The 21,905-nt window shown below is 72.9% G+C and carries 16 protein-coding genes and 1 tRNA gene; 8 read left to right on the top strand and 9 right to left on the bottom strand.

What is annotated here, in order from left to right; all coding sequences use genetic code 11:
• Positions 1-321: 321 nt before the first annotated feature.
• The gene (locus OG937_26180; protein WUD74936.1) at positions 322-2,901 is read right to left on the bottom strand and encodes an ABC transporter permease; all 2,580 of its coding nucleotides are present in this window, start codon (positions 2,899-2,901) and stop codon (positions 322-324) included.
• Entirely contained in the window at positions 2,898-3,686 is a 789-nt protein-coding gene (locus tag OG937_26175; protein ID WUD74935.1) for an ABC transporter ATP-binding protein, read from the bottom strand. Before OG937_26175 ends, OG937_26180 begins: the two co-directional genes overlap by 4 nt.
• Positions 3,687-4,052: 366 nt before the next feature.
• On the opposite strand from OG937_26175, the gene OG937_26170 reads away from it, so the two are divergent.
• Together OG937_26170 and OG937_26165 are read left to right on the top strand one after the other, a co-directional pair.
• Positions 4,053-5,537: an MFS transporter gene (locus OG937_26170; GenBank protein WUD74934.1), complete on the top strand. Its 1,485-nt coding sequence runs from the start codon at positions 4,053-4,055 to the stop codon at positions 5,535-5,537.
• A 4-nt stretch (positions 5,538-5,541) separates the two neighbouring features.
• Positions 5,542-5,730 carry a hypothetical protein gene (locus OG937_26165; protein WUD74933.1) on the top strand — a complete coding sequence of 63 codons (189 nt, stop codon included), beginning with the start codon at positions 5,542-5,544 and terminating at the stop codon, positions 5,728-5,730.
• On the opposite strand, the gene OG937_26160 is transcribed toward OG937_26165, so the two are convergent.
• From OG937_26160 to OG937_26145, 4 genes are all read right to left on the bottom strand, one after another.
• Complete coding sequence (locus tag OG937_26160) at positions 5,715-6,677, bottom strand: DivIVA domain-containing protein (GenBank protein WUD74932.1); 963 nt, start codon at positions 6,675-6,677, stop codon at positions 5,715-5,717. The two genes, OG937_26165 and OG937_26160, sit on opposite strands and share 16 nt — an antisense overlap.
• Before the next feature lie 89 nt (positions 6,678-6,766).
• Positions 6,767-9,163, bottom strand: a complete 2,397-nt coding sequence (locus OG937_26155) for an SUKH-4 family immunity protein (GenBank protein WUD74931.1) — start codon at positions 9,161-9,163, stop codon at positions 6,767-6,769.
• Between the two features lie 8 nt (positions 9,164-9,171).
• The gene (locus OG937_26150; protein WUD74930.1) at positions 9,172-10,158 is read right to left on the bottom strand and encodes an SMI1/KNR4 family protein; all 987 of its coding nucleotides are present in this window, start codon (positions 10,156-10,158) and stop codon (positions 9,172-9,174) included.
• Positions 10,159-10,235: 77 nt separating this feature from the next.
• On the bottom strand, positions 10,236-10,793 hold the full coding sequence (locus OG937_26145; GenBank protein ID WUD74929.1) for a hypothetical protein: 558 nt from the start codon (positions 10,791-10,793) through the stop codon (positions 10,236-10,238).
• Between the two features lie 324 nt (positions 10,794-11,117).
• On the opposite strand from OG937_26145, the gene OG937_26140 reads away from it, so the two are divergent.
• Both OG937_26140 and OG937_26135 read left to right on the top strand, forming a co-directional pair.
• Positions 11,118-11,612, top strand: coding sequence for a YwqJ-related putative deaminase (locus tag OG937_26140; GenBank protein WUD74928.1), 495 nt, complete (start codon positions 11,118-11,120; stop codon positions 11,610-11,612).
• Positions 11,609-12,088 (top strand): SUKH-3 domain-containing protein, encoded by a 480-nt coding sequence (locus OG937_26135; GenBank protein ID WUD74927.1) that lies wholly within the window; start codon positions 11,609-11,611, stop codon positions 12,086-12,088. The genes OG937_26140 and OG937_26135 overlap by 4 nt, the downstream gene beginning before the upstream one ends.
• 725 nt (positions 12,089-12,813) lie before the next feature.
• On the opposite strand, the gene OG937_26130 is transcribed toward OG937_26135, so the two are convergent.
• Positions 12,814-14,157, bottom strand: coding sequence for a histidine kinase (locus OG937_26130; GenBank protein ID WUD74926.1), 1,344 nt, complete (start codon positions 14,155-14,157; stop codon positions 12,814-12,816).
• Positions 14,158-14,296: 139 nt separating this feature from the next.
• Here OG937_26130 and ppc point away from each other — a divergent pair, with 139 nt between their 5' ends.
• Positions 14,297-17,026, top strand: a complete 2,730-nt coding sequence (gene ppc, locus OG937_26125) for a phosphoenolpyruvate carboxylase (protein WUD74925.1) — start codon at positions 14,297-14,299, stop codon at positions 17,024-17,026.
• A gap of 88 nt (positions 17,027-17,114) precedes the next feature.
• On the opposite strand, the gene OG937_26120 is transcribed toward ppc, so the two are convergent.
• Together OG937_26120 and OG937_26115 are read right to left on the bottom strand one after the other, a co-directional pair.
• The gene (locus tag OG937_26120; GenBank protein ID WUD74924.1) at positions 17,115-17,786 is read right to left on the bottom strand and encodes a TetR/AcrR family transcriptional regulator; all 672 of its coding nucleotides are present in this window, start codon (positions 17,784-17,786) and stop codon (positions 17,115-17,117) included.
• A 7-nt stretch (positions 17,787-17,793) separates the two neighbouring features.
• Positions 17,794-18,783 carry an acyl-CoA desaturase gene (locus tag OG937_26115; protein ID WUD74923.1) on the bottom strand — a complete coding sequence of 330 codons (990 nt, stop codon included), beginning with the start codon at positions 18,781-18,783 and terminating at the stop codon, positions 17,794-17,796.
• 245 nt (positions 18,784-19,028) lie between these two features.
• Here OG937_26115 and OG937_26110 point away from each other — a divergent pair.
• The 3 genes from OG937_26110 to OG937_26100 all read left to right on the top strand — a co-directional run bounded on the left by OG937_26110 (position 19,029) and on the right by OG937_26100 (position 21,763).
• Positions 19,029-19,099, top strand: a tRNA-Gln gene (locus OG937_26110).
• 107 nt (positions 19,100-19,206) lie between these two features.
• Positions 19,207-20,646, top strand: coding sequence for a bifunctional UDP-N-acetylglucosamine diphosphorylase/glucosamine-1-phosphate N-acetyltransferase GlmU (glmU, locus tag OG937_26105; GenBank protein ID WUD74922.1), 1,440 nt, complete (start codon positions 19,207-19,209; stop codon positions 20,644-20,646).
• Positions 20,647-20,785: 139 nt separating this feature from the next.
• Complete coding sequence (locus tag OG937_26100; GenBank protein WUD74921.1) at positions 20,786-21,763, top strand: ribose-phosphate diphosphokinase; 978 nt, start codon at positions 20,786-20,788, stop codon at positions 21,761-21,763.
• The last annotated feature ends 142 nt before the right edge of the window (positions 21,764-21,905 follow it).

The following is a 21,905-nucleotide window of genomic DNA, read 5'->3' as shown; positions in this document are numbered from 1 at the left end:
GGCGGGGCAACGCGAACAGCCCGACGCGTCGAACGAGCCGGGGTGTCCCAGCGTACGACGCTCCGCGGACACCCGGCGCCGCAACCTGTGCGGGGTCGTTTGCGCGCGGCCCCCCGGGGTGGCCGTGGGGGGTGCTCCCACCCGGGGCGGTCAGTGCGAGTCTTCGCGCCTGCGGGTGGCCGCGCCGGGCTGCCCGGTGGTCGTGTGCGGGTCGTTCGCGCCTGCGGCGGGCATCCCCCACCGCAACAAACGCGGCGCCGCACACGACGGCGGCCCCGGGCACGCAAGGCGCGTACCCGGGGCCGCAGCGCGCTCCGCGCGCTACTCCGTCGCGATCGCGCCCAGCACGTTCATCCGCCCCGCCCGGAACGCGGGCACCAGCGCCGCGGCGAGTCCGACGAAGGCCGAGCCGATGAAGACGGTGATGATCGTCGGCCAGGGGATCTCCAGGATCCCGAGCCCCTGGAGCGCCAGCAGCTGCTGGGCCGAGGCGCCCCAGCCCATGCCGAGGCCGAGGCCGAGCACCGCGCCGAAGAGGGCGATGACGATCGACTCCAGGCGGATCATGCGCCGCAGCTGCCGCCGCGACATGCCGATCGCCCGCATGAGGCCGATCTCCCGGGTGCGCTCCACCACCGACAGGGCCAGGGTGTTCACGACGCCCAGGATCGCGACGATGATCGCCAGGGCCAGCAGGCCGTAGATCAGGTTGAGCAGCTGGCCGATCTGGTCCTTGAGCAGCTGCTTGTAGTCGGCCTGGTTGCGGACCTGGACCTGCGGGAAGTCGTGCAGCGCCTTCTTGAGCCCGGCGTACGCCGCGTCCTGCTGCCCGTCCTTGGCGGCGGCGAACATGATGTCGTTGATCGGCATCCGGTCGGCCGGCACGTAGCGCGCCGCGGTCGTGATGTTGGTGTACATCGCGCCCTGGTCGAAGACGGTGTCCGCGGAGGTGATGGCGGCGACCGTCAGCGTGGCGGTCTCGCCGTGCGCGAAGCGGACGGCGAGCTCGTCCCCGAGCTTGACCTTGTGCTTGTCGGCGAAGTTCTCGCCGACCGACATCGCGTTGGCGCCGTAGGCGGCCGACAGCTCGCCGGCGACCGTCTTGACCTGGAGGTCCTGGGCGTACGTCGGGTCCGCGGCGGACAGGGAGGTGTCGGACACCGACCCGTCGGGGGCGGTGAGCTTGACGTCGAGGGACTTGTAGTCGGTGACGTGGGCGAGGTGCGGCGCGGCCTTGATGGCCTGCTCGATCTGCGGGGTGATCGGCTGGCCGCTGTCGGAGGCGATGATGAAGTCCGCGCCCACCGACTTGTCGAGCTGGTCGGTCGCCGAGGCCACCATGGAGGAGCCGACCACCGACAGGCCGGCGACGAGCGCGAGGCCGATCATGAGGGCGGCGGCGGTGGCGCCGGTGCGCCGGGGGTTGCGCAGCGCGTTGCGCTCGGCGAGGCGGCCGACCGGGCCGAAGACCCGCAGGACGCCCGCGCTGATCACCCGGACGACGACGCCGGCGAGCAGCGGCCCGACGACCACGAAGCCGACCAGGGTGAGCAGGATGCCGAGGCCGAGGAACATCGAGCCGTCCGCGGCCTTGGTGGCCTGCACGGCGGCGACGAGGGCGGCGGCGCCCGCGAGGGTGAGGACGACGCCGATCGAGGCGCGCACCCTGCCGGCGCGGGCGTCGGCGGGGGTGCCGGCGTCGCGCAGCGCGGCCATCGGGGAGACCTTGCCGGCCCGCCGGGCGGGCAGGTAGGCGGCGAGGACGGTCACCACGACGCCGAGGACCAGCCCGATGACCGGGGTGGAGGCCTTGATCGTCAGGGAGGAGGTGTCGAGGTTCATGCCCGCGCTGCCCATGAGGTTCATGAGCAGGACGGCGAGCCCGACGCCGCCGCCGATGCCGAGCACGGAGCCCACCACGCCGAGCAGCAGCGCCTCGACCAGCACCGAGCGGTTGACCTGGCGGCGGCTGGCGCCGATGGCCCGCATCAGGCCGATCTCCCGGGTGCGCTGGGCGACCAGCATCGAGAAGGTGTTGACGATGAGGAAGACGCCGACGAGGACGGCGATCCCGGCGAAGCCGAGCATCGCGTACTTGATGACGTCGAGGAAGCCGGCGATGTCGTTCTGGTTCTCGGCGGTCCACTCGGCCTGGGTCTGCACCTTGTAGCCGGCGGTGGAGCCGAGGGCGGCGGTGACGTTCTTCTTCAGCTGCTCGTCACTGACCCCGGGCTTCGCGGTCAGCCCGACGCTGCTGAAGACGTCCTTGGCGCCGAGCAGCTTGGTCTGGGTGGTGGCGGTGTCGAAGTAGAAGATCGCCGCACCGGGGTTGGTGACCTTGAAGGTGGCGATGCCGCTGATCCGGGCCCGGAACTCGCCGGGGATGGCGATCACGCGCAGTTCGTCGCCCAGTTCGAGGTGCTTCTTGTCGGCGGTGTCGGCGTCGACCATCACCTCGGTGGGGCCGCGCGGGGCGTGGCCGGAGGTGACGTCGACCGAACGCAGCTCGGTGGAGTCCCAGTTGGTGCCGATGGTGGGAGCACCGGAGGTCGGGCCGAGGTTCTCCCCGGCGGCGTCGGTGACGGTCAGGGTCTGGCTGTTGGCCTCGCCCGACGCGGACTTGACGCCGTCGACCTCCTTCAGCCGCGCGACGGTGGCGGCGGGCACGGTGGCCGCCTTGGCGGTCATCTGCATCTCGTCGTTGCCGGGCGCGCCCTTGGGCGTGACCGTGACGTCCGAGGCGGTGGCGGCGAAGAGCTTGTCGAAGGTGGACGTCATGGTGTCGGTGAAGACGAGCGTGCCGCAGACGAAGCCCACCGACAGGAGGACGGCGATGGCGGACAGCGCCATGCGTCCCTTGTGCGCGACGAAGTTGCGCATCGAGGTCTTGACGACGGTCACGACGTCCTCCCGCGGGCGTCGAAGTCCTTCATGCGCTCCAGGACGGAGTCGGCGGTCGGGTCGCGCATCTCGTCGACGATCCGCCCGTCGGCGAGGTAGAGGACGCGGTCGGCGTACGAGGCGGCGACCGGGTCGTGCGTCACCATGACGATGGTCTGGCCGAGTTCGTCGACCGAGCGGCGCAGGAAGCCGAGGATCTCGGCGCCGGCGCGCGAGTCGAGGTTGCCGGTCGGCTCGTCACCGAAGATGATCTCCGGCCGGGCCGCGAGGGCACGGGCCACGGCGACGCGCTGCTGCTGACCGCCGGAGAGCTGGCCGGGCCGGTGCTTGAGGCGGCCGGCCAGGCCTACAGTCTCCACGACCCGCTGCAGCCACTGGGGGTCGGCCTTGCGGCCGGCGATGTCCATGGGCAGCGTGATGTTCTCGGCCGCGTTCAGGGTCGGCAGCAGGTTGAAGGCCTGGAAGATGAAGCCGATCTTGTCCCGCCGCAGCTGGGTGAGCTTCTTGTCCTTCAGCTTGGTGATCTCGGTCTCACCGACCCAGATCCGGCCGTCGGTCACGGTGTCGAGACCGGCGAGGCAGTGCATCAGGGTCGACTTGCCGGAGCCGGAGGGCCCCATGATCGCGGTGAAGCGGCCGCGGTCGATGTCGACGTCGACCGCGTCCAGGGCCACGACCCGGGTCTCGCCCGAGCCGTACGCCTTGGTGACCTGACGGGCCCGGGCGGCCACGGCCGTACGTTCTCCGCTGCCCCCGGACTTGGGAATCGATACTGCCGTTGTCACGTGGATGCTCCTGTTCGAGTGGTGCGCCGCCGTTTCCGGGCGTGCTGCGTCGCGTACCAAGACTGGCTTCGGGGAGGGGGCCGGAACGATGGTGCGGGTCTCCGTATCGGCCCGGGGGTTACCCCCACCAGAAGGCTAGGGAGCCCAGGAGGGCTCCCTCGTCCTCCGCCGGTACGAACCGGGGGTAGGAGAAAGTTCGGTGGGACCCCTAGGGGGACTGCACCTTTCGGCGGACCCGGCTCGGGGTCGAGCCTGCACCCTCCGGTCGCGGGAGGTTCAAGCCCCGCCGTCCGGCCTGCGGGAACCCCCTGTGCGCACGGGGGGCCGGCATGAAATCGTGTGTCGTACACACAACCAGGGGGTCCCGTGGAGCGCACCGAGCAGACCGCGACCGCAGCCGCCACCGCTTCCGGGAAGGCGCCGCAGCGGCGCGGCCCGGTGGTCGCCGCGCTGATGATGGCCATGGCGCTGGCGGCGATGGACTCCACGATCATCTCCACCGCGGTGCCGCAGATCGTCGGCGAGCTGGGCGGCTTCTCCGTCTTCTCCTGGCTCTTCTCCGGCTACCTGCTCGCGGTCACGGTGACCCTCCCGGTCTACGGCAAGCTCGCCGACACCTTCGGCCGCAAGCCCGTGCTGCTGACCGGCATCGGGATCTTCCTGCTCGGTTCCGTGCTGTGCGCCGGGGCGTGGAACATGGCCGGACTGATCGCCTTCCGCATCGTGCAGGGGCTCGGCGGCGGCGCCATCCAGGGGACCGTGCAGACGATCGCCGGCGACCTGTACCCGCTGAGGGAGCGCGGCCGCATCCAGGCGGCGATCTCCACGGTCTGGGCGGTCTCCGCCGTCCTCGGGCCGCTGTGCGGCGGGCTGTTCGCCGGGTACGCCAGCTGGCGCTGGATCTTCCTGATCAACCTGCCCGTCGGGGCGGTCGCGCTCCTGCTCATCTCCCGTCATCTGCGCGAGCGGGTCGGCGAGCGAACCCGGCACCGCGTCGACTGGCCCGGCGCGCTGCTGCTCTTCCTCTCCGGCGGGCTGCTGATCACCGGCCTCGTCCAGGGCGGGCCCGCCCGGTGGTGGCTGCTCGGCGGCAGCCTCGTCCTGGGCGCCCTCACCGTGTGGGCCGAGCGCCGGGCCGCCGAGCCGATCATCCCCGGCTGGGTCTGGCGGCGCCGGGTGATCGTCGCCGTCAACCTGGCCCTGGGCATGCTCGGCGTCCTCATGGTGGCGCCGACGGTCTTCCTCCCCACGTACGCCCAGACCGTGCTCGGGCTCGGGCCGATCGCGGCGGGCTTCGTGCTGTCGGTGATGACGCTCAGCTGGCCGCTGTCCGCCGCCCTCAGCAACCGCGTCTACCTGCGCATCGGCTTCCGCAACACCGCCGCCCTGGGCATGGCGGCCGCCACCGTCGTGCTCGTCGTCCTGGTGCTGCTCCCGTACGCCGGCCCCGCCTGGCAGCCCACCCTGGTGATGCTGCTGCTCGGTGCCGCCCTCGGGCTCTTCCAGCTCCCCCTGATCGTCGGCGTGCAGTCCACCGTCCCGTGGAGCGAACGGGCCACCGCCACCTCGTCGATCCTCTTCTGCCGCCAGGTCGGCCAGAGCGTCGGCGCGGCCGTCTTCGGCGCCGTCGCCAACGCCACCCTCGCCTCCCGCCTGCACGGCTCCGGCACCGACCTCGACTCCATCGCCGGCGCCGCGCACATCGACGACCACGTGCGCCGCGCCGTCGCGGCGGCGGTCAACCACGTCTACGCCGGCGCGGCCGTCGCGGCGGTCCTGTCCCTGGCCGCCGTCCTCCTGGTGGCCCCCCGCCGCTTCCCGGTCCTGGAGGAGGACCCGGCGGTACGGTGAGCCCATGGAGGCGAAGACCTACGCGCGCATGCGGGTCATCGCCGACGAGTTGAGGGAGCGCGAGGACACCTGGGCGGTGGAGATCGGCGAGGGCGTCATCACGTTGACGATGTCGCCCGTCAACCGGCATGAGCCGATCGCCCTGCGGCTGCGGCGGCACAGCGGGGAGCTCCCCGCCTACGACGGTTCCTGATCGTCCCCGGGTGAGGGGGAGGGCACGTCGGGGGAGGCGGGGCCCGGTTCCTCCTCGGCGTCGGGGGTCTCGCGGCCGGTGAGGGCGGCGAGGCTGCCGCGGACGTGGGCGAGGTGCTCGCGGATCTCCTCCCGGCGGACCTCGTGCTCGCGCAGTTCTCGTTCGGCGGCGAGACGGATGCGCTCCTCCCGCACCCGGGCCTGGGCGAGGAGTTCCGCGGCGGTGGCGTCGGCCTCCTCCTGGCGGCGCCGCGCGGCCTCCTCCGTCTCCGCCAGGGCCCGGCGGGCGTCGTCCACCATGGCCTCGGCGTAGGAGGTGAGTTCGGCGAGGCGCGAATCGACCCCGGCCTCGCCCTCCGCGAGTTCGTGCTCCTGGGTGTCGAAGCGCTCGCGGTGCTCCTTCTCCAGTTCGGCGAGCGCCTGTTCGCCCTCCCGCCGCGCGGCGTCGAGCTCCCGGGCGACCTCGTCCCGCAGCAGGCCGGTCTCCTCGCGGGCGTCGCCGAGCACGCGCCCGGCGTCGGCGCGGGCCTGCTCCAGCACCTGCTCGGCCTGCTCGTCGGCGGTGCCGCGGCGGGCGTGGGCGGCCGCGCGGGCCTCGTCCATGAGCGTGCGGCGGGCGGCCGCGGCCGCGTCGTGCGCGTGCCGGGCCTCCTCCTCGGCCTGCTCACGTACGGAGGTGGCCTCCTCCTCGACCAGCCGCAGCAGGTCCAGCGCGCCCTTCCCGAGGGATTCGTACGTGGGCGGCGAGAGCGTGGAGACCGCCTCGCGCAGCGCGGCGCACTCCGCGGTCATCTCGTTGGCCAGGACGGTGAGCCGCGCGGCACGCTCCCAGGCAGCGTCGCGGTCCTCGGACAGCTCCTCCAGGAAGCGGTCGACCTGTTCGGTGCGGTACCCGCGGCCACGGACGGTGGCGAAGCCGTGGCCGCCGCGGGGGTGTGCCGTGCTCATACCCCTATTCTCGGGGATTTGCCGGATTTACCCATAACGCGACACTCCGACCGGCCCGCAGACCGGCCGGAGCGACGCCGTACGGGGACCTAGAGCATCCCGTCCCACATCTGCTCGATCAGCACCGGCCACCAGTGCTCGGGCGACGCCACCGCCGCCGGGTCGAGCGCGGCCAGCTGGTTCTGGAAGTCGACCGTCCAGCGGCCCGCCTGCTCGGGTGTCAGGCCCAGCCGCCAGCGCCACATCTTCCCGAGCAGTGCCAGGCAGCGGACGAACTCCGGGAGGCTGGAGTTGACGAACTGCGGCACGGGAGCCGCACCGCCCGGCCCGGCCTCCAGCGGCACCGCGACGATGTGCGCCGTGCCGTACTGCACGCACAGCTGGCGGCCGAAGTCATTGCCCATCACCAGGTACGAGCCCGCGTCGGGGGCCGGCTGCACGCCGCGCTCGGCCGCCAGCTCCGCCAGGGTCGGCACCGGCCGCCCCGGCTGGGCCTGGGCCCAGAAGAACGGCCCGAAGTCCACCGGCAGCCCGGACCAGGTGAGCGTCTGCGCGACGAGGTCCGGCACGCCCTGGCGGGCGACCGCCCGCTGGTCGAAGCGGAACACGCCCTGCGGCCCGAAGGACTGCGCCAGTTCCTGCCCGATCGCGTCCAGCGGGATCGGGGGGACCCGCTGGACCTGGTGCGGCTCGGGCAGCGGCACCCGGTGCGGGTGCGCGTGCGCCGGGGCACTGGCCACCTGGTGCAGCTCGCCGAGGTGCGTCAGCAGGTGCTGCACGCCCGCGCGACGGCTCGCGTGGTCCTTGCCGTAGGGGGCGGTACTGCTGATCCGCACCTGGGGCCAGGTCTCGCGGATCATCCGGGCGCAGTAGCCGCCCGGCAGGTCGCACGACTCCAGCTCCGTGTGCAGCTCCAGCACCGCCTGCGGCGGCACGCCGAGGGCGCGCAGCTCGTGCAGGATCTGCCACTCCGGGTGCGGCGTGCCGGGTGCGGAGCGGCGCATCAGCTGCTGTTCCGAGCCGTCCTGCGCGCGGTAGCGGAGCACGGCCAGGTAGCCGGGGCCGACCGTGGGCACCCCGGTGGGCGGCTGTGGCTGGGCCTGCTGGGGGTAGCCGTACGCCGGGGGCTGCGGCGGCGCCGCGACGGGACCGGGCGGCGGAGGGGGCGGGGGCGGTGCCGACGCACCGGCGGGGCCGTCAGGACGGGACAGCATCGTCGCGGCCTGGTGCACGTCCCCGGCCGCCGGCTGCGGCGGTGCGGGCGGACCGGGCCGGTCGTTCGCGGGGAGCTGCTGCACCAGCTGCGTGGGCACGTACCCGGCGGCAGGGGTGCCGGGCACGCCCGGACCGGGCGGCGGCGCAGGCGGACCGGGCGGACCGGCCTTCGAGGTCTCGGCGGCGGACACGTCGGCGGCGCCGCGGCCGGGACCGGGCGGCGGCGGGGGCGGGGGAGGCGGGCCGTCCGGGCGGGACAGCATCGTCGCGGCGTGGTGCACGTCCCCGGGAGCGGGCCTGGCGGGGGTGGACGGCGCGGGCGGCGGCGGGGGCGGGCCCTGCTGGGCCACCGGCGGCGGGGGCGGCGGGGCCACGGCCGGACCGCCGAACGGGGAGGGCGGGGGCCCCGGCGGCGGGGGCGTGGACGAGCCGCCCGGGTAACCGTAGGCGCCGGGCCCGGGAGCCGGTGGGGGCGGCGGAGGCGGGGGCGGTGTGCCGCCTCCGGCGCCGGGGTAGCCGTAACCGCCCTGTGCCTGGGGCCGCGGCAGCGGCGTCCCGGCCTCCGCCACACCGGGCAGCCGCTCGGTGCTGGCGTCGGCGCTCGTCATCGGCGGCGGGGTGTGGGCGTCGTCCGAGTCGCTGATCGGCGGCGCGTAGACGGTCGCCGGCGGCGGCACGGACGCCCCCGCGCCCTGGCTGTCGTTGGCGTCCCGCCACGCCGCGGGCGGCGGGGTGGGCGCGCCGCCGTACGGCATCGGCATCGGCGGGGTCGGGGTCGGGACGTACGGCTGGGTGGGCGTGGCGGGACCGGGCGTGGTGACCGGGGCCGGGGCGCGCGGCGGTGTGGGGACGGTGTCGCCCAGGGCGCCGTCCGGAACGTCACGACGGTCGGGGATGCCGAGCCGGTCGGCCGCGTCCTGCAGCCACTGCGGCGGGCTCAGCAGGAAGGACGTCGCCTCCAGGTCGATCCGCCGGGGCCGCTCCGGCACGGCGTCCGCGACCGCGCCGGCCGCGGCGCCGTAGATCTCCTCCCAGCGGCGGATGATCTCGCCCACGGGCAGCGCGGGCCAGAGCGTGGCGTCGCCGCTGTCCCGGGCGATGACGATGCGGGTCTCCCCGTCGTCCGAGGTCGGACCGCCGTCCCTCGGCTCGGACCAGACCACGAAGCCCCGGTCGAACTCCCGCACCTGCACCTCACGCGCGAGGTAGGCCGGGACGTCGGCGTTGATCCACCGCTCGGCGCGTTCCTGCGCCTCCGCGAACGTGACCATGTGCTGCCTCACCCCTCCACCGGGACGGCGCGGGCGAAGCCGCCGTCCACCATCAGGTTCGCCACCGTCTCCAGCTCCGGCGGGTCGCCGGCGAGCGCGGCCAGGAAGGCGTCGAAGTCCTCGCCGCAGGGCAGCAGCAGCCCGGTGACCCGCTCCTCGGTGGAGCCGAAGGCGCCGTCGGCGTCCCGCACGTCGTCGTACGGGCACAGCCACATGGAACCCAGGTCGGCGCCGCGCGCCTTCACGGCGAGCACACCGCCCTGGACGTAGGAAATCGCCAGGTAGTCCTTGGTGAGGTGGTCCCGCAGGCACTTGTTGACGTAGCCGAGGTCGTTGGCCGCCGCCTCGTCCCGCACGGTGAAGAAGGGCTGGTCGACGAGGAGTCCCAGCATGGGCAGCAGGGCGACGCCGCGCGGTGCGCTGCCGCCCGCCGCCTTGAGGAAGGTGCGGTACGCGCCGGGCAGCCGGTAGCCGAGCTCCTCCTCGACGTCCCGGACCTGCTGCTCGGTGACGGCGACCCCGTCCTTGCGCACGCCGAAGTGGACCGGCCGGGTCTCCTGGAGCGGCCGGGTGCCGCGCTTGTCGTGGTCGGCGGAGGCGGTGGTGGCCAGGCCCCCGTGGTGCCGCAGCAACGACTTGACCTCGGCGGGGATCAGCTCCAGACGGCGGCTGCCGGCGACGTGGTGCCAGCTCCACCCGTGCGGCGTGGCGACGGGGGACAGGCTGCCCCACAGCTCGTGACCGGCGGCGTGCTGCGCGGCGTTGGCCGACACGTAGTCGGTCAGCCGGAGTTCGTCGATGCCGAAGCCGTCCGGCGGTTCGGCGATCTCGGCCGCCGCGCGGGCGTACGCCGAGAAGTCGGGGAAGCCGCGCTCGTCCACGCGTACGCCCTGCGGGTGGCGGGCGCGCCGTACCGGGTCCGGGAAGTGCACGATCTGACCGGCGTAAGCCGCGTTCGGTGGCGCGGCCCGATACCCGGGCCGACCTGTCGTCATTGCCGATGCCCCCATGCTGGATCCGGTGTTGGGCACAGCCTATGGGGTGTGGCAAGAGGCGCTTGAGCTGGTTCCGGTCACGGGTGTACGGCGGCCGCGGCGAGTTTCCCGTGCTGGGCGCGCGCGACGGCGAGGGGCGGTCCCCCGGGGTCTCCGGACGGCTTGACCGTGACGTAGGTGGCCGTGCTGCCCCCGGTGCGCACGACGGTGACGGTGGCGGTGCCCCTCGTGGCGTCGGCGGTGTCGGTCATCACGTAGGCGACCGCCTCGTCGCCCACCGCGGGGGCCCGCACGGGACGGACGGCGAAGTGCCGGGTGCGCCCCTCCCCGTCCGTCGTCCCGAAGGAACGGCACTGCCTCAGGGCGGCGGTGATGCCGCCGACGACCTCGCCCGCCTCGCCGGGCCGGTGGGCGGCGAGCAGCAGCAGGTCCAGCCCGCCGTCACCGCCGAGCGCCCCGCGCGTGGTGACGGCGGCCGTCACCTGGGCCGTGCGCGGCCGGGCGGGCCGGCTGCTCACGGGGTCGGACAGGGGTCGGCACCCGGGCCGGTCCGCGGTCAGCGACTCCTCGGGACCCGGCACGCCGCCCGCGCCGCCCGTCACCACGTAGCCGGGCACATCGGCGGAGGTGATCAACGCCGCCTCCAACCGGGCCGCGGTGAGCGTGCGTTGTGCCCCTCCCGTGGAGGCCGTGGTCGAATCCCGGCCGTTCTCCGTGGGCTTGGCCCCGCTCCCGTCCGACCCGGCGCTACTATCCGTACAACCACTGGCCAACGCAAGGAGCACCACTGCGGCAGCACACCGGACGACGATACGCATCTCCCCACAGTGCCGTGACATCCGGCACAAAGTAAACCTCTCACCTCACAACCGACTTCCGTAACGCCTTGTCCGTTTGGCAGTCTTACGCACATAGGGGGACGTCCTCGACGCGAGGACGGATCGGAGGGCCGTACGAAGATGCTGACGAGAGACGCCGCGGATCCGCGGCTCAACTGGGGAGCCGACGAAGCGCCCGCGCCACCGGCGCTGCGCCACCGGCGCGACGGGATCCTGCCGGCGGTCGCCGCCGCGCTGTCCGTCAGGGACGAGGTCCTCACCTGCACCGGCGTGAAGGCGGACCAGCCGCCCCCGCTCCACCCGCTCGTCCAGGACGTCCTCGACGCCCTCCCCGTCGCGCAGCGTGAGCGCTTCACCGGGCGATGTCCCGAGCCGGTGCTGCTGTCCCGCCACCTCACCACCGTCGACGGCGCCCGCAGCAAGCGCGCCGCGCGCAAGCCGCTCACGAACGGCGAGGCCCGCAAGGCCCTCAAGGGCGCCAAGCTCACCGCCCGCCGCATACGCGAGGACGGCGACCCCGCCCACGGCACCTACGCCCCGCCCTGCCGCTCCTGCGAGGCACTGCTCGCGCACTTCGGCGTCCGCGCCTTCGACCCGGGAGCCGACGCCGAATGAACTCGACCCGCTTCCCCGTCGGCGTCGACGTGGCCCTGCACGCCGCCGGCTGGCAGCCCGGCCGCTGGGACATCCGCCAGGCCGAGGTCTGGGCCGACACGCTCCGCGCCTACGTCTCCCCCGGCGGCCACCGCCACAGCGTCTTCCCCGCCGCCGTCGAAGCCTGGGCCGAGTTCGGCGGCCTCACCGTGCCGGCCGTCACCTCCCCCGGCCGCCACGTCGCACCCAGCACGGTCCGCGTCGACCCGCTCCACGGGCTGCACCTCGCGCGCACCCTCGGCGACCTCGGCAGCGCGCTCGACACGGAGGTCGCCCCGCTCGGGGAGGAGTCCGCGGGCCACGGGCAGCTCGCGATCGACGCCGAGGGACGCGTCTACTGCCTCGACCACACCGGCGACTACTATCTGGGCCCGACCATCGACGCGGCCCTGGGCGCCCTCACGACGGGCTCCCGCCCCCACCGCCTCACGACCTGACGGCGCCCGCCCTGTCCTTGCCGTTGGGGGTGCCCCTTGCGGCCTGTGGTTGTGTGCGGCGCCGTTGTGGTTGCGGTTGGGGGTTTCCCCGCCGCCCTCCCGATTGCCCGGCGCGGTCAGTGACCGCCTCGCTGCGTACGTTGGGGGTCGGTGCCGCGCCGGGGTACACCCCCAGCCTTCGGCCGGGGGGACCCCCACCTCGGCGCTCGCGGCGCTGCCCTACGTCATTCGGCGCCCCGTGCTCCGCTCGTCTCCCCCAGCCTTCGGCTGGGGGGACCCCCATGGGCACACCCCGCCACACCCCCTCCAGTCGTATAGGCGGCTGACGTCCGGACGGGGTTCAGAGAGCGGTCCGGGGTGGCCGCAGGTGCCCTACTCACCCCCCACCGGCCGTCATGCGCCCACACATCGGGAGGGGGTGTGGCGGGGTGCGCCCGGAAGCGACGAGCGGTGGACCCGGGCGCCGAACGATGTCGGGGTAAACCGCGAGCGCTGTGGGGGTCCCCCCGGCCGAAGGCTGGGGGAGTGCGCCGGCGCGGCCCCGACCCAGGCACACGGTGCGAGACCCGCACTGACCGCGCCGGGCAATCGGGAGGGCGGTGGGGGATGCCCGCCGCAGGCGCAAACAACCCGCACACAACCCACCGGGCAGCCCGACGCAGCCGCCCGCAGGCGCAACCAACCCGCACACGACAACCGGCCGCAACCACAACCCCGGGCACTCGCTACGCGGGAAGCATGGCGGAGACGCGGAACCCACCCTCGTGGGTCGTGCCGGCGGCGAACCCCCCGCCGAGCGCCGTGACGCGCTCCTTCATGCCGACCAGCCCGTTGCCCCCGCTGGGCAGCACCAGCGCGGGCGCTCCGTCGGAGGGCCCGTTCTGCACCAGGACCGCGACCTCCGCCTCGCGGTAGGCGAGGCGGATGCGGGCCCACGCGCCGGGCGCGTGCTTGTGGACGTTGGTGAGCGCCTCCTGCACGACGCGGTAGACCGTGGCCTCGACCCGCGCCGCCAGCGGACGCTCCTCCCCCTCCACCGTGAGCTCGACGTCCATCCCGGTGGCCCGCGACTCGTCGAGCAGCCGCCTGAGCTCGGCCAGGCACGGCCCCTGCTCGTCCTCCGTCTCGGCATCCCCGGCCGCGGCCGGAACCGGGGCGGGCGCAATCGTTTCCGCAGCGGCCACGACACGGACCGCCGCACCCGCCGACGCCGCCCGTGCCGCCGTCACCGGCTCCGCCCGCAGGACGCCCAGCATCTCGCGCAGTTCGTTGAGCGCCTGCCGTCCCATGTCCCCGAGGAGCTGCGCGCTGGCCGAGGCCTTCTCGGGGTCCTTGACGGCGATCGCCTGCAGCGCGGCCGCGTGCACGACCATGAGGCTCACCCGGTGTGCGACCACGTCGTGCATCTCGCGCGCGATGCGGGTGCGCTCCTCCATACGGGCACGCTCCGCGGAGCTCGTGGCCGTCTCGGCCAGCAGGGACAGCTCCCGCTCCAGGCCGTCCGCCCGTTCCCGCAGGCTCTCCACGAGCCGGCGACGTGCGCCGACGTACAGGCCCAGCAGCACCGGCGGCGCGGTGACGCCGACCGCCGCGAGCACGGAGGTGAGGACGACCACGGCCAGCGGCGCGTGGTACGCCGCGCCGCCGAGGTCACCGTGCATCTCCAGGAAGGTGACGATCAGCATGCCGAGCATGGTCATCCCCGACAGCACCGCGATGATCCGCCGCGGTACGTCGGAGGCGGCCAGGGTGTAGAGGCCCACGATGCTCAGCAGGATGCCCATCTGGGCCGGCGTGACGGCGATGGAGACCAGGACGACCAGGACCGGCCAGCGCCTGCGGAGCACCAGCACCGAGCCGACCAGCAGGCCGAACAGACCCGTGACGACCGGCGAGACCCCGGACTTCTCGGCGAAGGCCGCGCCTTCCAGGAGGCATTCCACGGCCGAGACGAAGGCCAGGGACACGTCGAGCACCATGCTGCGCCGCCTGGGCCACCACCACGGCCCGGCGACCACCCGGCTTCGTCCGCCGGCCCCGTCCGGTACGTACTCCCCCGTCGTACTCATACGGACCAGCCTAGACGCGACGGTGTCCGCCTGGCGGTCAGCCCCGGTCCGGGGGGCGGCCCCGACCTATCCTTGTGCCGTCGGACAGCGCGGTCCGGACAATGCCGCCGACCATTCCACTGCACGAGGAGCCGCACCTGTGAGCAGCGCCGACAACACCACCGGCAGCGCCCCCCTCCGCGCGGACATCCGCCGCCTGGGGGACCTCCTCGGCGGGACGCTCGTCCGGCAGGAGGGCCCGGAGCTCCTCGACCTCGTCGAGAGGGTGCGGGCGCTGACCCGCAGCGACGGCGAGGCCGCCGCCGCCCTGCTCGGCGAGACCGATCTGGAGACCGCGGCCAAGCTGGTACGGGCGTTCTCCACCTACTTCCACCTCGCCAACGTCACCGAGCAGGTGCACCGGGGCCGTGAGCTGCGTTCCCGCAGGGCGGCCGACGGCGGGCTGCTGGCCCGTACGGCCGACCTGCTCAAGGACGCCGACCCGGAGCACCTGCGCCAGACGGTCCGCAACCTCAACGTGCGTCCGGTCTTCACCGCCCACCCGACCGAGGCGGCCCGCCGCAGCGTGCTGAACAAGCTGCGGGTGATCGCCGCGCTGCTGGACGAGTCCGGTGAGGCGGGCGGGGACCGCCGCCGCAGCGACCTGCGTCTGGCGGAGAACATCGACCTGCTCTGGCAGACCGACGAACTGCGCGTCGTGCGCCCCGAGCCCGCCGACGAGGCGCGCAACGCCATCTACTACCTGGACGAGCTGCACGCGGGCGCGGTCGGCGACGTGCTGGAGGACCTGGCGGTCGAGCTGGAGCGGGTCGGTGTGCCGCTGCCCGCGGAGACCCGCCCGCTGACCTTCGGCACCTGGATCGGCGGCGACCGGGACGGCAACCCCAACGTCACCCCGCAGGTCACCTGGGACGTGCTGATCCTGCAGCACGAGCACGGCATCACCGACGCCCTGGAGCTGGTCGACGACCTGCGGGCGGCGCTGTCCAACTCGATCCGCAACTCGGGCGCCTCGCCCGAGCTGCTGGCCGACCTGGAGCAGGACCTGCAGCGCCTCCCGGAGATCAGCCCCCGCTACAAGCGGCTGAACGCGGAGGAGCCCTACCGCCTCAAGGCCACCTGCATCCGGCAGAAGCTGCTCAACACCCGGGAGCGGCTGGCCGGCGGCACGCCGCACGTGCCCGGCCGCGACTACCTCGGCACCGGCGGCCTCCTGGCCGACCTGCGTCTGGTGCAGGACTCGCTGCGCGCCAACCGCGGTGAGCTGATCGCGGACGGCCGTCTGGACCGCACCATCCGCACGCTGGCCGCCTTCGGCCTGCAGCTGGCCACGATGGACGTCCGCGAGCACGCCGACGCCCACCACCACGCCCTCGGCCAGCTCTTCGACCGGCTCGGCGAGGAGTCCTGGCGGTACGCGGACATGCCGCGGGACTACCGGCGCAGGCTGCTCGCCAAGGAGTTGCGCTCGCGGCGGCCGCTGGCGCCGTCCCCGGCGCCGCTCGACGCGGCGGGGGCGAAGACGCTGGGCGTCTTCGACACCGTGCGGGAGTCCTTCGAGCGGTTCGGGCCGGAGGTGATCGAGTCGTACATCATCTCGATGTGCCTGGGCTCCGACGACGTCTTCGCGGCGGCGGTGCTGGCCCGCGAGGCCGGGCTGATCGACCTGCACGCGGGGATCGCCAAGATCGGGATCGTGCCGCTGCTGGAGACCACCGACGAGCTGAAGGTCGCCGACAGGCTGCTCGACGAGATGCTCTCCGACCCCTCGTACCGCAAGCTCGTCTCGCTCCGCGGCGACGTGCAGGAGGTCATGCTCGGCTACAGCGACAGCTCCAAGTTCGGCGGCATCACCACCTCGCAGTGGGAGATCCACCGGGCGCAGCGGAGCCTGCGCGACGTGGCGCACCGCCACGGCGTGCGGCTGCGGCTCTTCCACGGCCGCGGCGGCACCGTCGGCCGGGGCGGCGGCCCGACGCACGACGCGATCCTGGCGCAGCCGTGGGGCACGCTGGAGGGCGAGATCAAGGTGACCGAGCAGGGCGAGGTCATCTCCGACAAGTACCTGATCCCGTCCCTGGCGAGGGAGAACCTGGAGCTGACGGTCGCGGCCACGCTGCAGGCCTCGGCGCTGCACACCGCGCCCCGCCAGTCCGAGGAGGCGCTGTCCCGCTGGGACGCGGCCATGGACGTGGTCTCCGACGCCGCGCACTCCGCCTACCGGCGGCTGGTGGAGGACCCGGACCTGCCCGCGTACTTCTTCGCCTCCACCCCCGTGGACCAGCTGGCCGAGCTGCACCTGGGCTCGCGCCCCTCGCGCCGCCCGGACAGCGGGGCGGGCCTGGACGGGCTGCGGGCCATCCCGTGGGTGTTCGGCTGGACGCAGTCGCGGCAGATCGTGCCGGGCTGGTTCGGCGTCGGCTCGGGCCTGAAGGCCGCCCGCGAGGCGGGCCGGGAGACGGACATCGCCGAGGCGTACGAGCAGTGGCACTTCTTCCGGAACTTCCTGTCCAACGTCGAGATGACGCTGGCCAAGACGGACCTGCGGATCGCCGAGCACTACGTCGGCACCCTGGTGCCCGGCGAACTCAAGCACGTCTTCGACGTCATCAAGGCCGAGCACGAGCTGACGGTCGCCGAGGTGCTGCGGATCACCGGTGAGGCGAAGCTGCTGGACGCGCAGCCGGTGCTCCAGCAGACCTTCCGGATCCGGGACGCCTACCTCGACCCGATCTCCTACCTCCAGGTGGCGCTGCTGCACCGGCAGCGCGAGGCCGCCGCCCGCGGCGAGGAGCCCGACCCGCTGCTCGCCCGCGCGCTGCTGCTGACGGTGAACGGCGTGGCGGCCGGCCTGCGCAACACCGGCTGACCACCCACCGCAGGACAGGACGAAGGGCGGTGCCTCCCCGCGGGGAGGCACCGCCCTTCGTCCTGTGCGTGCGGAGCGGGGCGCGGCGTCAGTTCTTGCGGTGGCCGATCAGCCGCGGCCGGGGTTCGAGCCCGGACAGGCCGTTCCAGGAGAGGTTCACCAGGTGCGCGGCGACCTCCGCCTTCTTGGGCTTCTGGGCGTCCAGCCACCACTGCCCGGTGAGCGCCACCATCCCGACCAGCGCCTGCGCGTAGAGCGGGGCGAGCTTGGCGTCGAAGCCGCGCTGCTTGAACTCCATGCCCAGGATGTCCTCCACCTGGGTGGCGATGTCGCTGATCAGTGAGGCGAAGGTGCCGGTGGACTGGGCGACGGGCGAGTCCCGCACGAGGATCCGGAAGCCGTCGGTGTACTGCTCGATGTAGTCCAGCAGCGCGAAGGCCGCCTGTTCCAGCAGTTCGCGCGGATGGCCACCGGTGAGGGCACCGGTGACCATGTCGAGCAGGCACCGCATCTCGCGGTCCACGACGACGGCGTAGAGGCCCTCCTTGCCGCCGAAGTGCTCGTACACGACGGGCTTGGAGACGCCCGCCTTGTGCGCGATCTCCTCGACGGAGGTGCCCTCGAAACCGCGTTCGGCGAAGAGCGTGCGCCCCACGTCGAGGAGTTGCTCGCGGCGCTCCTTGCCCGTCATGCGGACCCGCCGGGTACGCCGCGACGGCGTACCCTCGCTGCCCCTGCTGCTGCTTCTGCCGTCGCTCACCCGTCAATCATGCCGCTTCGCTGACGCTCTCCTTACGGCGGGCGGCGATCCGGTCAGCGGTCGGCCACCGTACGTCACTGGCCCACCCGAGCAGTTCGAACCAGCGGATGATGCGGGCGCTGGAGTCGATCTGGCCGCGAAGCACGCCGTGCCGGGCGGAGGTGGGGTCGGCGTGGTGGAGGTTGTGCCAGGACTCGCCGCAGGACAGCACGGCCAGCCACCAGACGTTGCCGGACTTGTCGCGGGAGCGGAAGGGCCGCTTGCCGACCGCGTGGCAGATCGAGTTGATCGACCAGGTGACGTGGTGCAGCAGGGCCACACGGACCAGGGAGCCCCAGAAGAAGGCGGTGGCGGCGCCGGTCCACGACATCGTCGCCAGGCCGCCGATCAGCGGCGGGAGCAGCAGCGAGACGGACGTCCAGAGCCAGAAGTCACGGCTGATCCGGCGGATCGCCGGGTCCTTGATCAGATCGGGGGCGTACTTGTGCTGGGGGGTCTGCTCCTCGTCGAACAACCAGCCCATGTGGGCCCACCACAGGCCCTTCATCAGGGCGGGGACGGTCTCGCCGTAGCGCCAGGGGCTGTGCGGGTCGCCGTCGGCGTCGGAGAACCTGTGGTGCTTGCGGTGGTCGGCGACCCACCGCACGACCGGTCCCTCGACGGCCATCGACCCGGCGATGGCCAGGGCGATCTTCAGCGGGCGGTTGGCCTTGAAGGAGCCGTGGGTGAAGTGGCGGTGGAAGCCGATGGTGATGCCGTGACAGCCGAGGTAGTACATCCCCACCATCAGGCCGAGGTCGAGCCAGCTCAGGCCCCATCCCCACGCGAGCGGGATCGCCGCGACGAGGGCGAGGAAGGGGATGCCGATGAAGAGTCCGAGGGTGATCTGCTCGAGTGACTGCTTCTTGTCACCACCGAGCGTGGCGCGGGGAAGCGGGGCCCCGGAGCCGGCCCCGGGTTCCGGGGACTCGGTGATCACGTCGGTCTGTGTGGTCATGGTGGTCCCTCAATGAAGGTCGGGGGCTACGCCACCGTAACTTACGGCTTCGTAAGTATGGCAGGGCTAAGTAAAGGCCGAACAGAGCACGCGTGTCGGCGGGAATACGGCTCTTGGCACATGTACCCATGTTTGGCGAGGGGAAGTACCGATCTTTCTCGTCGCATTGGAGGCGGTCGGTGCGGCATAGTGGTGGAGGCCAGACGGGCACCCTGACCGGATGTCCTGTTCGGCCGGGGTTTCCTTCCGCTGTGGTGTAACGGCAGCACTGAGGGTTTTGGTCCCTTAAGTCCGGGTTCGAATCCTGGCAGCGGAGCACTGACCGAGGGGTCGCGGCAACCGTCGCGACCCTTCCGCGTTCACCGCCCGAAACGCCCCGGTATCCTTCGGGTGACCTTCACCCGACGTCGAGGAGTCCGTTCCGTGAGCGCCCACCGCCCGGCCGCCGTCATCGTCCTTGCCGCGGGTGAGGGCACCCGTATGAAGTCGGCGACCCCCAAAGTCCTGCACACGATCAGCGGCCGCTCCCTGGTCGGACACGTCGTGGCCGCGGCCCGCGCCCTGGAGCCCGAGCACCTGCTGGTCGTGGTCGGCCACGCCCGCGAGCAGGTGACCGCCCACCTGGCCGGGACCGACGCCGCGGTCCGCACCGCCGTGCAGTACGAGCAGAACGGCACCGGCCACGCGGTCCGGGCGGGCCTGGCGGAACTCCCGGAGCTGACCGGCACGGTGGTCATCACCGCCGGCGACACCCCGCTGCTCACCCCGGACACCCTGCGCGCGCTGGTCGAGGCCCACGCCGCCGACGGCAACGCCGTCACCGTGCTGACCGCCGAGGTCCCCGACCCGACCGGCTACGGCCGCATCGTGCGCGACGCCGACGGCTCGGTGCTGGCGATCGTCGAGCAGAAGGACGCCACCGACGAGCAGCGGGCCATCCCCGAGATCAACTCCGGGGTGTTCGCCTTCGACGCGGCGCTGCTGACCGACGCGCTGGCCAAGGTGACCACCGACAACGCCCAGGGCGAGGAGTACCTCACCGACACCCTCGGCATCCTGCGCGAGGCCGGCCACCGCGTCGGCGCCTCGGTCGCCGAGGACCACCGCGAGATCGCCGGCATCAACAACCGCGTGCAGCTCGCCGAGGCCCGCCGCATCCTCAACGACCGCCTGCTGCACAGGGCGATGCTGGAGGGCGCGACGATCATGGACCCGGCGTCGACCTGGCTGGACGTCACGGTGGAGTTCGAGCCCGACACCCTGGTGCTGCCGAACACCCAGCTGTACGGCGCGACCCGGCTCGCCTCCGGCGCCCAGGTCGGCCCCAACTGCACGCTGACCGACACCCTGGTCGGACCAGGCGCCACGGTGAGCAACACCGTGGCCGTCAGCGCGGAGATCGGCGAGGCCGCCTCGGTCGGCCCGTACGCCTACCTGCGCCCGGGCGCCAAACTCGGCCCCAAGGCGAAGGCCGGCACCTACGTCGAGATGAAGAACGCCACCCTCGGCGAGGGCACCAAGGTGCCGCACCTGTCCTACGTCGGTGACGCGACGATCGGCGATTACACGAACATCGGCGCCGCCAGCGTCTTCGTCAACTACGACGGGCAGGCCAAGCACCACACCACGATCGGCTCCCACTGCCGCACCGGCTCCGACAACATGTTCGTGGCCCCCGTCACAGTCGGGGACGGCGCCTACACCGCCGCGGGCTCCGTGATCACCAAGGACGTGCCGGCCGGTTCGCTCGCCGTCGCGCGCGGCCAGCAGCGCAACATCGAGGGCTGGGTGGCCAGGAAGCGGCCCGGCAGTGCGGCGGCCCACGCCGCCGAACAGGCCCAGCAGGCCGCGCCGGAGGCCTGACCGGCGGGGGAGCGCGTGCGGGGTGGCCTTCCCCACGTGCGCGGTCGCGCCACGCAGCGCGTACCGTGTGAGGTGCACACAATTCCGCCAGCTCCCTCACCGAGGGCGAAGCTGCGTTGAACACCAAGGAGACGGTGCAGTGACCGGGATCAAGACGACCGGTGAGAAGAAGCTGATGCTCTTCTCCGGCCGCGCACACCCCGAGCTCGCGGAGGAGGTGGCACGTGAGCTGGGCGTCAACCTTGTGCCGACGAAGGCCTTCGACTTCGCGAACGGTGAGATCTACGTCCGCTTCGAGGAGTCGGCCCGCGGCTCGGACGCTTTCGTCATCCAGAGCCACACCGCTCCCATCAACAAGTGGATCATGGAGCAGCTGATCATGATCGACGCGCTGAAGCGGGCCTCCGCCAAGCGCATCACCGTGGTCGTGCCGTTCTACGGTTACGCCCGCCAGGACAAGAAGCACCGCGGCCGCGAGCCGATCTCGGCCCGCCTCGTGGCCGACCTGATGAAGACCGCGGGCGCCGACCGGATCCTCACGGTCGACCTGCACACCGACCAGATCCAGGGCTTCTTCGACGGCCCGGTCGACCACCTGTTCGCGCTGCCCATACTGGCGGACTACGTGGGCGCCAAGGTCGACCGCTCGAAGCTGACCGTCGTCTCCCCCGACGCCGGCCGGGTGCGCGTGGCCGACCGCTGGTGCGACCGCCTGGGCGCGCCGCTGGCCATCGTCCACAAGCGGCGCGACCCGGACGTCGCCAACCAGGTCACCGTGCACGAGGTGGTCGGTGACGTGCGCGGCCGCATCTGCGTCCTGGTGGACGACATGATCGACACCGGTGGCACCATCTGCGCCGCGGCGGACGCCCTGTTCGCCAACGGCGCGGAGGACGTCATCGTGACCGCCACCCACGGCGTCCTGTCCGGCCCGGCCGCGGACCGGCTGAAGAACTCCAAGGTGAGCGAGTTCGTCTTCACCGACACCCTGCCGACGCCGGGTGAACTGGACCTGGACAAGATCACGGTGCTGTCGATCGCGCCGACGATCGCCAACGCGGTCCGCGAGGTCTTCGAGGACGGCTCCGTGACGAGCCTCTTCGAGGACGCGCACTGATCACCGTCTGATCGATTTCCGGGGCGGCCTCCCCGCCGGGTAGACTCTGCGAGTTGCTCGGCGAGGGAGGCCGTTCCCGTTTCGACGGCGGACTCCGTTATCGACGCGCTCCTCGTAAGTGGAACGGCCCGTCGTGGGCTGG

Origin of the sequence: Streptomyces sp. NBC_00510 (assembly GCA_036013505.1) — a bacterium.
Classification (GTDB): domain Bacteria; phylum Actinomycetota; class Actinomycetes; order Streptomycetales; family Streptomycetaceae; genus Actinacidiphila.
This window is presented reverse-complemented; position numbering and strand designations above follow the sequence as displayed.

Coding starts and splice junctions, on each gene's coding strand:
- OG937_26140 (WUD74928.1), top strand. CDS start 11,118: ATGCTGACGAGAGACGCCGCGGATCCGCGGCTCAACTGGGGAGCCGAC.
- OG937_26160 (WUD74932.1), bottom strand. CDS start 6,677: ATGAGCACGGCACACCCCCGCGGCGGCCACGGCTTCGCCACCGTCCGT.
- OG937_26155 (WUD74931.1), bottom strand. CDS start 9,163: ATGGTCACGTTCGCGGAGGCGCAGGAACGCGCCGAGCGGTGGATCAAC.
- OG937_26130 (WUD74926.1), bottom strand. CDS start 14,157: ATGAGTACGACGGGGGAGTACGTACCGGACGGGGCCGGCGGACGAAGC.
- OG937_26115 (WUD74923.1), bottom strand. CDS start 18,783: ATGACCACACAGACCGACGTGATCACCGAGTCCCCGGAACCCGGGGCC.
- OG937_26165 (WUD74933.1), top strand. CDS start 5,542: ATGGAGGCGAAGACCTACGCGCGCATGCGGGTCATCGCCGACGAGTTG.
- OG937_26150 (WUD74930.1), bottom strand. CDS start 10,158: ATGACGACAGGTCGGCCCGGGTATCGGGCCGCGCCACCGAACGCGGCT.
- OG937_26135 (WUD74927.1), top strand. CDS start 11,609: ATGAACTCGACCCGCTTCCCCGTCGGCGTCGACGTGGCCCTGCACGCC.